This is a genomic window from Streptomyces sp. NPDC086147 (genome assembly GCF_040702165.1).
Taxonomy (GTDB): Bacteria; Actinomycetota; Actinomycetes; order Streptomycetales; family Streptomycetaceae; genus Streptomyces.
Map to the genome: position 1 here is coordinate 1 of NZ_JBFBJO010000011.1, position 13588 is coordinate 13588.

Below are 13588 nucleotides of genomic sequence, written 5' to 3' on the forward strand. Positions count from 1 at the left end.
GACCTCCTCGAGCCCGAACGCATCGGCGTCCACCTCTCCGAGGAATTCCAGCTCCACCCCGAACAGTCCACCGACGCCATCGTCCTCCACCACCCGGAGGCGAAGTACTTCAACGCGCGGTGACCGTGAGCTGACCCAGCGTCGTCGACCGGCGCGTAAAGGGGCGCGTTTCCGGTGATCGGGACGTACACTTGTCCGTCCAGCAGGCCGGTCATCCTCCCGTACGGCGAGGAAGACCGGCCTTCTCGTCCCTTCATGGAGGTGTGCCGGATGACCAGTACGGTTCCCGCGTCCCTGTTCCGTACGAACGGCAGCTCCGCCCTGCAGGCGGTCTTCCTCGACATGGACGGGACCCTCGTCGACACGGAGGGCTTCTGGTGGGACGCGGAGGTCGAGGTCTTCGCCGACCTCGGACACCGGCTCGACGAGGCCTGGCGGGACGTGGTGGTCGGCGGGCCGATGACCCGCAGCGCCGGCTACCTCATCGAGTCCACCGGCGCCGACATCACCCTCCCGGAGCTGACCGTCCTCCTCAACGAGAAGTTCGAGCGGCGCATCGAGCGGGGCGTCCCGCTCATGCCCGGCGCCGAGCGGCTCCTCTCCGAGCTGGCCCGGCACTCCATCCCCACGGCCCTGGTCTCCGCCTCGCACCGCCGGATCATCGACCGGGTCCTCGCCTCGCTCGGCCACGACCGCTTCTCCCTCACCGTCGCGGGCGACGAGGTCGTACGGACCAAGCCGCATCCCGAGCCGTACCTGACGGCCGCCCAGGGGGTCGGGGCCGATCCCACGCTCTGCGCCGTCATCGAGGACACGGCGACCGGTGTCGCGGCGGCGGAGGCGGCGGGCTGCCGGGTCGTCGCCGTGCCCTCCGTGGCCCCGATCGCCCCTTCCCCGGGCCGGGTCGTCGTGCGCTCGCTCGAAGAGGTCGACGTGCCCTTTCTCCGCACATTGATCACGGGAATCTGAGCTTTCACTGAGCTTTCCCGCAGGAAAACGATCAGGCCATTTGCCGAAAAGGCCTCCGCGTGACCTTGGTCACCCAGAGTGCCGAACGGCAGGTGGCCTGTCTTCGTCCCTCGTCCGGAATGCGCGCTTTCGGCGTCCCCATGTGCCCCGATTCGCTCGTGACCGTCCGCATCGTCCGGCGCATGACTATCGAGCCGCACGCATTCATGATCACTGTGCGATTACCCCCACCCCCTGCGGTGGTCGGGCAATAGGGGTACGGCCCACTAATCTTTCGCGAGTACTTCGCCGCATAACCGCGTGCACCGGCGCACACCCAAGTCGCCGTGAACACAGGACCGATCGCAACACCCGGCCCGATCGCTCCCGCCCCGACCGGGCGGCAGGCGGCGGAGTGTCACTGAACGCTGCAACCCAGTGCCGGATGAGGAGATCGTCCCTGATGAACCGCAAGACCCTGGTGCTCCCGGCCGTGGCCGGCCTGCTCGCTCCCCTTCTCGCCGCGTGCGGAGGATCCGAGGGCGACCGGGCCATCGTGGTCGGCACCACGGACCAGTTCATCGCCACCGAGGACGCCCCCGCCCCGCTCGACCCGGCCTACGCCTACGACACCGGCGCCTGGAACGTCCTGCGGCAGACCGTCCAGACCCTGCTGCACGTGCCCCGCGAGGGCGGCGAGCCCGTCCCCGAGGCGGCCGAGAGCTGCGGCTTCTCCGACAAGGCCAGCGAGAGCTACCGCTGCACGCTCCGCTCCGGCCTCACCTTCGCCGACGGCACCCCGATCACCGCCGAGGACGTCAAGTACTCCATCGAGCGCGTCCTGAAGATCAAGTCGGACAACGGAACGGCCGCCCTCCTCTCGAACATCGACACCGTCGAGACCCAGGGCGCCGACGGGATCGTCTTCCACCTCAAGACCCCCGACGCCACCTTCCCGTACAAGCTCTCCACCCCGGTCGCCGGCATCCTCAGCAAGGACAAGTACGCCGCCGACGGGCTCCGCGACGGCTTCGACGTCGACGGCTCGGGCCCGTACACCATGAAGGTCGAGCGCGAGGGCGAGAAGGCCGGCCGCTTCGTCTTCACCAAGAACCCGAAGTACAAGGGCGACATCACCCTGCGCAACGACCGGGTCGAACTGCGCCCCTTCGCCGACTCGACCGAGATGGGCAGGGCCCTGGAGAGCAAGGACATCGACATGATGGCCCGCTCCCTGTCGCAGAAGCAGATCAAGGACCTCGCCGAGACGCCCAAGGAGGGCATCAAGATGGTCGAGGTCCCCGGTCTGGAGATCCGCTACCTCGGCTTCAACACCAAGGCCCCCTCCGTCGAGCAGAAGGCCGTGCGCCAGGCGATGGCCGCCGTCGTCGACCGGGGCGCCCTGGTCAACCTCGTCTACGGCCCCACCGCCCAGCCACTCTACTCGCTGATCCCCTCCAGCATCACCGGCCACGCCACCCCCTTCTTCGACGCGTACGGCGAGCCCGACGCCGATCGGGCCGCCCAGATCCTCAAGAAGGCGGGCATCAAGACCCCGGTCAAGGTGACCCTGAACTACACCACCGACCACTACGGTGCCGAGACCGCCCAGGAGTTCGAGGCGCTCGGCAAGCAGCTCACCGCCAGCGAGCTCTTCGACGTCACCCTCAAGGGCGCCGAGTGGTCCACCTTCCGCACCGCCCAGAAGCGCGGCGACTACGCCGTCTACGGCCTCGGCTGGTTCCCCGACTACCCGGACCCGGACAACTACATCGCGCCCTTCCTGGACAGCGACAACTTCCTCAACACCCCGTACGTGAACAAGGTCGTCCGCGACCAGCTCATCCCGAGCTCGCGCCGCCAGGCCGACCGCAACGCCGCGTCCCCCGTCTACGCGCAGATCCAGAAGATCGTTGCCGAGGACGTCCCCGTCCTGCCCCTGTGGCAGGGCAAGCAGTATGTTGCCGCCCGCAACGACCTCAGCGGAGTCGAGTACGCGCTCAACACCTCCTCCGACCTGCTGCTCTGGGAACTGGGTCGCGGCACCGCCTGACCCCTTCGTTGTCCCGGCCGCGCGCCCGCGCGGCCGGTCATGGCAAGAGATCAAGAGGCACGACTGTGAAGGCACACAACAAGTGGCTGACGGCACCGCTCGCCGCCGGCCTGTCCGCCGCCCTCCTCAGCGGCTGCGGCACCGAACAGGGCGGCGGCTCCGGCGGCTCCGGTGACGGCATACGCGTCGGCATGTCCGACGAGATCCTCGCCACCGACCCGGCGGCCGGCTACGACCCCGGCTCCTGGCTGCTCTTCAACAACGTCTTCCAGTCGCTCCTCGCCTTCCCCAAGGGCGGCCTCGAACCCGAGCCCGAGGCCGCCGACGAGTGCGCCTTCTCCGCCGGCAGCAAGGTCTACACCTGCACCCTGCGGGACGGCCTGACCTTCTCCAACGGCAACAAGCTCACCTCGGAGGACGTCAAGTACTCTTTCGAGCGGGCCATCAAGATCGCCGATCCGAACGGCCCGGCGCCCCTGCTCTCCACCATCGCCGCCATCGAGACCCCCGACGAGAAGACCGTCGTCTTCCGCCTCAAGGTCCCCGACGCCACCTTCCCGAGCAAGATCGCCTCCGGTGCCGGCTCCATCGTCGACCACCGCGAGTACCCCGCCGACGCGCTGCGCACCGACGGCAGGGCGACCGGCTCCGGCCCCTACAAGCTGGACTCCCTCAGCGACACCGAGGCCACCTTCTCCGCCAACTCCGGCTACCACGGCAACGCCAAGCCCAAGAGCGACGCGGTCACTCTCAAGCTCTACCGCGGCGACCGCTCCGCCCTTGCCAAGGCCTTCGCCGACGGCCAGATCGACGTGGCCTACCGAGGCCTCTCCGCCGACGACATCGCCACCCTGGAGACCTCCGACACCACCGGAGACCGGGGCATCGAGGTCGTCCAGGGCAGCAGCGCCGAGGTCCAGCACCTCGTCTTCAACATGAAGGACCCGGTCGTCGGAAAGCTCGGCGTCCGGCAGGCCATCGCCCACCTCGTCGACCGCGAGGCGCTCGTCGAGGACGTCTACAAGTCGACCGCCACCCCGCTCTACTCGATCGTCCCGGCCGGCATCAACGGCCACAACACCGCCTTCTACGACACCTACGGCTCCCCCGACGTGGCCAAGGCGAAGAAGGCCCTGCGCGGGGCGGGCGTCACCGACAAGGTGAAGCTCACCCTCTGGTCCACCCCCAGCCGCTACGGCCCGGCCACCGACCAGGAGCTCAAGGCCATCGCCGGCCAGCTCAACGCCAGCGGCCTCTTCGACGCCGACGTCAAGTCCGTCGCCTTCGAGGAGTACGAGAAGGACATCGCGGCCGGCAAGTACGGCGTCTACGTCAAGGGCTGGGTCCCCGACTACCCCGACGCCGACAACTTCACCGCCCCCTTCTTCGGCGAGGGCAACGTCCTCGGCAACCACTACGAGAACAAGACCGTCACCGGCGACCTCCTCCCGAAGACGGCCGCCGCGGCCGACCGCGCCGGCACCGCCGACGAGTACGTGAAGATCCAGAACATCGTCGCCGAGGAGCTGCCCATGCTCCCGCTCTGGCAGGGCAAGCAGTACGCCGTCGCCCGCACCGGCGTCACCGGTCTCGAATGGACCCTCGACGCCTCGACCGTCTTCCGCTTCTGGGAGCTCCGCAAGAGCTGACGCGGCGACGTGTTCCTCCCCCACGACGAGAGGGGCCCGGCGCACCCGCGCCGGGCCCCTCTGTCGCTCTCCGGCCGCTACTGGTTGCCGCCGGGCCGCACCAGACCGCTCTCGTACGCGTACACCGCCGCCTGCACCCGGTCCCGCAGCCGCAGCTTCGTCAGCACGTGCCCCACGTGGGTCTTCACCGTCGTCTCGCTGACGAACAGGTCCGCCGCGATCTCCGCGTTCGACAGGCCGCGCGCCACCAGCTTCAACACCTCCACCTCGCGGTCGGTCAGGGTGCCGAGCGTGTCCGGAACCTGCTCCTCGCCCGTCGGCAGGTGCGCCGAGTACTTGTCGAGCAGCCGGCGCGTGACCGACGGCGCCAGCATCGCCTCGCCCGCGGCCACCACCCGGATCGCCTGCACCAGCTCGTTCGCCGGGGCGTCCTTCAGGAGGAAGCCGCTCGCACCGGCCCGCAGCGCCTCCACCACGTACTCGTCCAGGTCGAAGGTGGTCAGGACGAGGACCTTCGCCGGACCGTCCCGGCCCGGACCCGTGATCTGCCGGGTCGCCTCCACCCCGTCCATCCGCGGCATCCGGATGTCCATCAGCACCACGTCCGGCTGGAGGGCGCGCACCTGCTCCTGCGCCTGGAGGCCGTCCCCGGCCTCACCCACCACCGCGATGTCCTGCTCCGCCTCCAGAATCATCCGGAAGCCGGTGCGCAGCAGCGGCTGATCGTCGACCAGGAGGACGCGGATCGTCACAGGGGCTCCTTCACGGGGCTGGGCTCACGATGTTCACGGGCCGGACCCGCGGAGCGGGCCGACCTCCCAGGTACGGGCGGACCCCTACGGTGCAGACGGGGCCGGGTCCATTCTGCCCTGCCCGGATTCGCCCGACTCCGGCGGCCGCACCGAGACGATCTCCAGCGGATAGACCGGGGGAGTGCCGCCGAACTCCGGACAGACCGCCTGGTGGTCGCACCAGCCGCACAGCTTCGTCGGTCGCGGCCGCCAGTCGCCCGTCTCCGTCGCCAGCCGGATCGCCTCCCACAGCGCGAGCAGCTTCCGCTCCACCCGCAGCAGGTCCGCCTCCACCGGGTCGTACGTCAGCACCTCCCCGCTGCCCAGGTACACCAACTGGAGCCGCCTCGGGACCACGCCCTTCAGCCGCCGGACCACGAGCGCGTAGAAGGTCATCTGGAACAGCGCGCCGTCCCGGTACTCCGGCCGGGGCGCCTTGCCCGTCTTGTAGTCGACGATCCGCACGTCGCCCGAGGGCGCCACGTCGATCCGGTCGATCACCCCGCGCAGCCGCAGCCCCGAGTCCAGCTCCGTCTCCACGAACAGCTCGCGCTCGGCCGGCTCCAGGCGCGTCGGATCCTCCAGCGTGAACCACCGCTCGACCAGCCGCTCCGCCTCGCCCAGCCAGCCCGCAAGGCGCTCCCCGTCCGGATCCTCCGCGAACAGCTCGCCCAGCTCAGGCTTCGACGCCAGGAGCCGCTCCCACTGCCCCGGCACCATCGCCTTCGCCCGCGGCGCCGTCCGCTCCGCCGCCGGATCGTCGAAGAGCCGCTCCAGGACGGCGTGCACCAGCGTGCCCCGGGTCGCCGCCGGACTCGGCTTCTCCGGCAGCCGGTCGATCACCCGGAACCGGTACAGCAGCGGACACTGCATGAAATCGCTCGCCCGCGAGGGCGACAACGACATGGGCGGCCTCGGCTCCACCGGCACCCGCTCGCTCGTACTCATGACCCCGACCCTACGACCCGCGACCGACAACCGGCCGAATACCATCGACCCGGGACCCCGTCGCACTGCATGATCGAACCGTGACGCACCGACGCGGGTCACACCGGCGCGACGAAAGGAACCCGTGAACCAGGACGAGCCCAAGCCGCAGCGGACCGAGGAGCCCGGCGGAGGCATCCTCATGGGCCGCCCCTTCGGCGTGCCCGTCTACGTCGCCCCCAGCTGGTTCCTGGTCGCCGCCCTCATCACCTGGGTCTTCGGCGACCAGATCGAACGCGTCCTGCCCGAGCTCGGCGCCGCCCGCTACCTCGTCTCGCTCTTCTTCGCGGTGGCCTTCTACGCCTCCGTGCTCGTCCACGAGCTGGCCCACACGATCGCCGCGCTCCGCTTCAAGCTGCCCGTGCGCCGCATCCAGCTCCAGTTCTTCGGCGGCGTCTCCGAGATCGAGAAGGAGAGCGAGACCCCCGGCCGCGAGTTCGTCCTCGCCTTCGTCGGCCCCCTCCTCTCCCTCGTCCTCGCCGGCCTGTTCTACCTCTCCCTGTACGCCGTCGAACCCGGCACCGTCCCCGGCGTCCTCCTCGCCGGCCTGATGATCTCCAACCTGATCGTCGCCGTCTTCAACCTGCTCCCCGGCCTCCCGCTCGACGGCGGCCGGATGCTCCGCGCCGTCATCTGGAAGATCACCGGCAAGCCCATGAGCGGCACCGTCGCCGCCGCCTGGGTCGGCCGCGCCCTCGCCGTCCTCGTCCTCGTCGGCCTGCCCCTGCTGACCCGCACCGGACTCCTCGGCAACTCCACCGAGGACATCAGCGGCTTCGACACCGTCACCGACGCCCTGCTCGCCGCGATCCTCGCCGCGATCATCTGGACCGGCGCCGGCAACAGCCTCCGCATGGCCCGGCTGCGCGAGCACCTGCCCGGGCTCGGCGCCCGCGCCCTCACCCGGCGCGCCATCCCCGTGGAGCCCGTCACCCCGCTCTCCGAGGCCCTCCGCCGGGCCAACGAGTCGGGCGCCCGCGCCCTGGTCGTCGTCGACGCCACCGGCGAGCCCACCGGCATCGTCCGCGAGGCCGCCATCGCCGCCGTGCCCCAGCACCGGCGCCCCTGGGTCGCGGTCAGCACCCTCGCCCAGGACCTCGCCGACGGCATGCGGGTCCCGGCCGAGCTCACCGGACAGCCCCTCCTCGACCACCTCCGCGCCAGCCCGGCCACCGAGTACCTGGTCGTCGAGGAGACCGGCGAGATCTACGGCGTCCTCTCCACCGCGGACGTCGAACGGGCCTTCGTGAAGGCCATGGCCCGCCCCGGTTCCTGACCCCGGTACGCGGCTCTCCGGCCCGGAAGCCCTTGATAAGGTGCTCGTATGTCCGAACCGACCGGTGCCGCCCGCCGACGCGGGCCCTTCAAGGTCGGGGACCAGGTTCAGCTGACCGACCCCAAGGGCCGTCACTACACGTTCACGCTCGAAGAGGGAAAGAACTTCCACACCCACAAGGGTTCTTTCCCGCACGACGAACTGATCGGCGCCCCCGAGGGCAGCGTTGTCCGCACCACCGGAAACGTCGCCTACCTCGCGCTGCGCCCCCTGCTCCCCGACTACGTCCTGTCCATGCCCCGCGGCGCCGCCGTGGTCTACCCCAAGGACGCGGGGCAGATCCTGGCCTTCGCCGACATCTTCCCCGGCGCACGCGTCGTGGAGGCCGGGGTGGGCTCGGGATCGCTGAGCAGCTTCCTCCTGCGCGCCATCGGAGACAGCGGCATGCTGCACTCCTACGAGCGCCGCGAGGACTTCGCCGAGATCGCGAAGGGCAACGTCGAGCGCTACTTCGGCGGCCCCCACCCCGCGTGGCAGCTCACCGTCGGCGACCTCCAGGACAACCTGTCCGACACCGACGTCGACCGCGTCATCCTGGACATGCTCGCCCCCTGGGAGTGCCTGGAGGCCGTCTCCAAGGCCCTCGTCCCCGGCGGCATCCTCTGCTGCTACGTGGCGACGACCACCCAGCTCGCGCGCACCGTGGAGTCCATCCGCGAGTTCGGCTGCTACGCCGAGCCGCAGCCCTGGGAGTCCATGATCCGCAACTGGCACGTCGAAGGCCTCGCCGTCCGCCCGGACCACCGCATGATCGGCCACACCGGCTTCCTCGTCACCGCCCGCCGCCTCGCGGACGGGGTCGAGCCCCCGATGCGCCGCCGCCGCCCTGCCAAGGGCGCCTACGGCGAGGACTACGAGGGCCCCAACAAGGGCTGACGTCCCGACATCCGCGGCACGCCGCCGCCGAGTTCCCGCCCGCGGGAGGAACTCGGCGGCGGCGTCCTCGCGTTCGAGGCGTTCGACTTCTACGGCAAGGCGTTCGGGTTTTCCGGGGGAGGGGTTCGACACTCCGGGGAGACGGCCCGGGGCGCCGGAGAGACGGCCGTCCGCCGCTCACCCCCACGTGTTCCGTCCCCCTGTGACGTGTGGCACGATGCCGGAAACCCCCGCCGCCGCACCACCCCACAGGAGACGTCTCGCGTGCAGCTCCCCGCCGCCCCGGACCTCACCCTCGCGCACACCCACGCCGGGCCGATGCACTGGCTGGCCACCGCCACCGCGACCGCCGCGGTCGTCGCCCTCGCGGGACTCCTCCAGCCCGCTCCCGCCGGAACCACCGCCACCGCCGCCGCCCCGCGCCCGGCGGCCGCCCCCGAGGCCGTGTCGGCCGCCTACCCCCTGGAATGCGCGGGAGGCCCCCACACGGTCGCCAGACGCGTCTCCGGGGACCTCGACGGCGACGGGAACCCCGAGACCGTTGCGGTCGTGCACTGCGAAGCCGGCTCCGGCACCCCGCCGAGCGGCGTCTACGTCCTCACCCGCGGCAAGGGGACGGACGCACCCGCGCGCGTGGTCGCCACGCTCGTCGCACCGGAGCAGCACAAGAACGTCACCGAGCTCGCCGTACGCGACGGGGCGGTGCTCGCCACCCTCCTCGGCTACTCGTCCTTCGACGTGCCCCGCTGCTGCCCGGACGAGAAGGAGCAGGTCAGCTGGCGCTGGCGGGGCGGAGCCTTCGTCCGCGCCGGCCAGGAGGCGGCGCGGAGCGCCTGACCCGTCACTCCGCGTCGGGGCCGTACACCTCGACCTTGTCCGCGACCCGGCGCACGTGGATGCAGTCGCCCGGGCACTCCTTCGCGGAGTCCACCACGTCCTGGAGCAGCGGCAGCGGCACCGGGGTGGTGGCGCCCGTGTCCTGGAGGAGCTCGTCGTCGGCGCTCTTCACATAAGCGAGCCCGTCGATGTCCAGCTCGAAGACCTCGGGAGCGTACTGCGCGCAGATCCCGTCCCCGGTGCACAGGTCCTGGTCGATCCAGACCTCCAGGGCCTCACCGGCGCCCGTCGCCGGGGCCTCGTCCTGCACGGTCATATCTCCTGCCGTTTCTGCTTCGCGCGTTAAGTCGGGCCACCCATGGCGGGTGTTGGCCAATGACGACGATACAACCGCCCGCTTTCAGACGGTGAAGGGTGGGTATTCACCTGGCGAGAGGGGAAGCGCAAGGGTGAAGATCGGACACACCCCGGAGTCTTTTTGATCTAGGGGTTTCAATCACCACCCACGCAGGTAGGGTCAGGAAGCGTCCAGCTCCCCTTGGAGGAGGTGAGGACCGTGGCAGCCCACGACGACGACATCAACCGCGGCATCCGGCCGGGACGAGGGTCTGAAGACCCCGCCGGTCAGGTTGCCTATCTCGAGCAGGAAATCGCCGTCCTGCGCCGCAAGCTCGCCGACTCTCCGCGCCACACGAGGATTCTCGAAGAGCGGATCGTCGAGCTGCAGACCAACCTGGCCGGCGTGTCCGCGCAGAACGAACGTCTGGCGAACACGCTCCGTGAGGCCCGCGACCAGATCGTGGCCCTCAAGGAGGAGGTCGACCGGCTCGCACAGCCGCCGGCCGGCTTCGGTGTCTTCCTGCAGGCCAACGAGGACGGCACGTGCGACATCTTCACAGGCGGCCGCAAGCTCCGGGTGAACGTCAGCCCGAGCATCGAGCTCGAAGAGCTCAGGCGCGGCCAGGAGGTCATGCTCAACGAAGCGCTCAACGTGGTCGAGGCCATGGAGTTCGAGCGCGCCGGCGACATCGTCACCCTCAAGGAGATCCTCGAGGACGGCGAGCGCGCCCTGGTGGTCGGGCACACGGACGAGGAGAGGGTGGTGAGGCTCGCCGAGCCCCTGCTGGACGTCACCATCCGCTCCGGCGACGCCCTGCTGCTCGACCCCAGGTCCGGCTACGTCTACGAGGTGGTCCCCAAGAGCGAGGTCGAAGAGCTCGTCCTCGAAGAGGTCCCGGACGTCGACTACGAGAAGATCGGCGGCCTGGGCAACCAGATCGAGCTGATCCGCGACGCGGTCGAGCTCCCGTACCTCCACCCGGACCTCTTCAAGGAGCACGAGCTGCGGCCGCCGAAGGGCATCCTGCTCTACGGCCCGCCCGGCTGCGGCAAGACGCTGATCGCGAAGGCCGTGGCCAACTCCCTGGCCAAGAAGGTCGCCGAGGTGACCGGTCAGCCCGCGGGGAAGTCCTACTTCCTCAACATCAAGGGCCCCGAGCTCCTCAACAAGTACGTCGGCGAGACCGAGCGGCACATCCGCCTCGTCTTCCAGCGTGCGCGGGAGAAGGCGAGCGAGGGCACCCCCGTCATCGTCTTCTTCGACGAGATGGAATCCCTCTTCCGCACCCGCGGATCCGGTGTCAGCTCGGACGTGGAGAACACCATCGTCCCGCAGCTGCTCGCCGAGATCGACGGCGTGGAGGGCCTGGAGAACGTCATCGTCATCGGCGCCTCCAACCGCGAGGACATGATCGACCCCGCGATCCTGCGGCCCGGCCGGCTCGACGTCAAGATCAAGATCGAGCGTCCGGACGCGGAGGCGGCGAAGGACATCTTCGCCAAGTACCTCACGGGCAACCTGCCGCTGCACGAGGACGACGTCTCCGAGCACGCCGGCTCGAAGGCCGCCGCCGCCCACGGAATGATCCAGTCCGTCGTCGAGCAGATGTACGCGGAATCCGAGGAGAACCGCTTCCTCGAAGTCACGTACGCCAACGGCGACAAGGAAGTCCTCTACTTCAAGGACTTCAACTCCGGCGCGATGATCCAGAACATCGTCGACCGGGCCAAGAAGATGGCCATCAAGGCCTTCCTCGACCACAACCAGAAGGGCATCCGGGTCTCCCACCTCCTCCAGGCCTGCGTGGACGAGTTCAAGGAGAACGAGGACCTGCCCAACACCACCAACCCCGACGACTGGGCCCGTATCTCCGGAAAGAAGGGCGAGCGGATCGTGTTCATCCGCACGCTCGTCACCGGAAAGCAGGGCGCGGACACCGGACGCTCCATCGACACGGTGGCCAATACCGGTCAGTACCTGTAGAACGCCCACCGGCTGCGGATGTCCGGAAACCGGGCATCCGCAGCCGACGCATTCCACCCGGCATTTCCCCCCGGCACCACGGGGAAATACCGCATCTTGTCTCCCCAGCAGCGTGGAGCCGATCTAGGCTCTTCGGTACCGCCGAGTCGCGCACAGTGAGCGCCGCCGGGCAAGGAGGGCCGCATGACCGTACGGCGAGTAATGGGCATCGAGACGGAGTACGGGATCTCCGTCCCGGGACACCCGAACGCCAATGCCATGCTCACCTCGTCCCAGATCGTCAACGCCTACGCGGCGGCGATGCACCGGGCGCGCCGCGCCCGCTGGGACTTCGAGGAGGAGAACCCGCTGCGGGACGCCCGCGGCTTCGACCTCGCCCGCGAGGTGGCCGACTCCAGCCAGCTCACCGACGAGGACATCGGCCTCGCCAACGTGATCCTCACCAACGGGGCCCGTCTCTACGTGGACCACGCCCACCCGGAGTACAGCTCCCCGGAGGTCACCAATCCCCACGACGCCGTCCTCTGGGACAAGGCCGGCGAGCGGATCATGGCGGAGGCCGCCGAGCGCGCCGCCCAGCTCCCCGGGGCCCAGCCGATCCACCTGTACAAGAACAACACCGACAACAAGGGCGCGTCCTACGGCACGCACGAGAACTACCTGATGAAGCGGGAGACCCCCTTCTCGGACATCGTGCGCCACCTCACCCCCTTCTTCGTCTCCCGCCAGGTCGTGACCGGCGCGGGACGGGTCGGCATCGGCCAGGACGGGCGTGAGCACGGCTTCCAGATCAGCCAGCGCGCCGACTACTTCGAGGTCGAGGTGGGCCTGGAGACCACCCTCAAACGGCCCATCATCAACACCCGGGACGAGCCGCACGCCGACGCCGAGCGCTACCGCCGGCTGCACGTCATCATCGGCGACGCGAACCTCTCGGAGATCTCGACCTACCTCAAGCTGGGCACCACCGCGCTGGTCCTGTCGATGATCGAGGACGGCTTCATCACCGTCGACCTCGCCGTCGACCAGCCGGTGCGCACCCTCCACCACGTCTCGCACGACCCCTCCCTCCAGTACCTGGTCACGCTCCGCAGCGGCCGGACGCTCACCGCGGTGCAGCTCCAGATGGAGTACTTCGAACTGGCCAGGAAGTACGTCGACGAGCGGTACGGCACGGACGCGGACGAGCAGACCAAGGACGTCCTGACGCGCTGGGAGGACACCCTCAACCGGCTGGAGAACGACCCCATGAGCCTGGCCGGCGAGCTCGACTGGATCGCCAAGCGGGAGCTCATGGAGGGCTACCGGCGCCGCGACGGCCTGGACTGGGACGCCGCCCGGCTGCACCTGGTGGACCTCCAGTACGCGGACGTGCGCCCCGACAAGGGCCTCTACAACCGTCTGGCGGCCCGCGGGCGCATGAAGCGGCTCCTGGACGAGACCGAGGTGGAGCGGGCCGAGACGGCGCCTCCGGAGGACACCCGGGCCTACTTCCGGGGCCGCTGTCTGGAGCAGTACGCCGACGACGTGGCCGCGGCCTCCTGGGACTCGGTGATCTTCGACCTGCCGGGCCGGGACTCGCTCCAGCGCGTCCCGACCCTGGAGCCCCTCAGGGGCACCAAGGCGCACGTGAAATCGCTCCTGGACCGCTGTCGGACGGCGGAGGAGCTGGTCCGCGTGCTCTCCGGCGACTGAACCGGGAGCCCGGCACAAGCCTGAAATGCCCCGGCGCTGGGAATCATGGAACCAGTGCCCGGGCGTTGTGGAAACCACGAGGCCGAAGTCGGA

The 13588-nt window shown here is 69.7% G+C and carries 12 protein-coding genes; 9 read left to right on the forward strand and 3 right to left on the reverse strand.

Going from position 1 to position 13588, the window contains the following annotated elements; all coding sequences use genetic code 11:
• The 4 genes from AB0398_RS22975 to AB0398_RS22990 all read left to right on the forward strand — a co-directional run.
• Nucleotides 1–123 (forward strand): vitamin B12 dependent-methionine synthase activation domain-containing protein (locus AB0398_RS22975; protein WP_366377640.1); only part of this gene is annotated, 123 nt, incomplete at its 5' end.
• 147 nt (nucleotides 124–270) lie between these two features.
• A complete protein-coding gene (locus AB0398_RS22980) occupies nucleotides 271–969 on the forward strand; it encodes an HAD family phosphatase (RefSeq protein WP_366377495.1) in 699 nt (232 codons plus the stop codon).
• Nucleotides 970–1411: 442 nt separating this feature from the next.
• On the forward strand, nucleotides 1412–3001 hold the full coding sequence (locus AB0398_RS22985; protein WP_366377496.1) for an ABC transporter substrate-binding protein: 1590 nt from the start codon (nucleotides 1412–1414) through the stop codon (nucleotides 2999–3001).
• Nucleotides 3002–3066: 65 nt separating this feature from the next.
• Nucleotides 3067–4650, forward strand: a complete 1584-nt coding sequence (locus tag AB0398_RS22990) for an ABC transporter substrate-binding protein (protein ID WP_366377497.1) — start codon at nucleotides 3067–3069, stop codon at nucleotides 4648–4650.
• Nucleotides 4651–4727: 77 nt separating this feature from the next.
• Here the strand turns inward: AB0398_RS22990 and AB0398_RS22995 are convergent, their stop codons facing one another.
• Together AB0398_RS22995 and AB0398_RS23000 are read right to left on the reverse strand one after the other, a co-directional pair.
• Nucleotides 4728–5402 (reverse strand): response regulator transcription factor, encoded by a 675-nt coding sequence (locus AB0398_RS22995; RefSeq protein WP_366377498.1) that lies wholly within the window; start codon nucleotides 5400–5402, stop codon nucleotides 4728–4730.
• Between the two features lie 84 nt (nucleotides 5403–5486).
• Nucleotides 5487–6389 carry a PD-(D/E)XK nuclease family protein gene (locus AB0398_RS23000; protein WP_366377499.1) on the reverse strand — a complete coding sequence of 301 codons (903 nt, stop codon included), beginning with the start codon at nucleotides 6387–6389 and terminating at the stop codon, nucleotides 5487–5489.
• Nucleotides 6390–6570: 181 nt separating this feature from the next.
• Here AB0398_RS23000 and AB0398_RS23005 point away from each other — a divergent pair, with 181 nt between their 5' ends.
• From AB0398_RS23005 to AB0398_RS23015, 3 genes are all read left to right on the forward strand, one after another.
• Entirely contained in the window at nucleotides 6571–7704 is a 1134-nt protein-coding gene (locus AB0398_RS23005) for a site-2 protease family protein (RefSeq protein WP_366377641.1), read from the forward strand.
• Between the two features lie 48 nt (nucleotides 7705–7752).
• Complete coding sequence (locus AB0398_RS23010; protein WP_015032448.1) at nucleotides 7753–8640, forward strand: tRNA (adenine-N1)-methyltransferase; 888 nt, start codon at nucleotides 7753–7755, stop codon at nucleotides 8638–8640.
• Between the two features lie 264 nt (nucleotides 8641–8904).
• On the forward strand, nucleotides 8905–9477 hold the full coding sequence (locus AB0398_RS23015; RefSeq protein WP_366377500.1) for a hypothetical protein: 573 nt from the start codon (nucleotides 8905–8907) through the stop codon (nucleotides 9475–9477).
• Nucleotides 9478–9481: 4 nt separating this feature from the next.
• Here AB0398_RS23015 and AB0398_RS23020 read toward each other — a convergent pair whose 3' ends face one another.
• Nucleotides 9482–9793 carry a ferredoxin gene (locus AB0398_RS23020; RefSeq protein ID WP_053640233.1) on the reverse strand — a complete coding sequence of 104 codons (312 nt, stop codon included), beginning with the start codon at nucleotides 9791–9793 and terminating at the stop codon, nucleotides 9482–9484.
• 240 nt (nucleotides 9794–10033) lie between these two features.
• Here AB0398_RS23020 and arc point away from each other — a divergent pair, with 240 nt between their 5' ends.
• On the forward strand, nucleotides 10034–11800 hold the full coding sequence (gene arc / locus AB0398_RS23025) for a proteasome ATPase (protein WP_053640269.1): 1767 nt from the start codon (nucleotides 10034–10036) through the stop codon (nucleotides 11798–11800).
• A gap of 183 nt (nucleotides 11801–11983) precedes the next feature.
• On the forward strand, nucleotides 11984–13495 hold the full coding sequence (dop, locus tag AB0398_RS23030; protein WP_366377501.1) for a depupylase/deamidase Dop: 1512 nt from the start codon (nucleotides 11984–11986) through the stop codon (nucleotides 13493–13495).
• The last annotated feature ends 93 nt before the right edge of the window (nucleotides 13496–13588 follow it).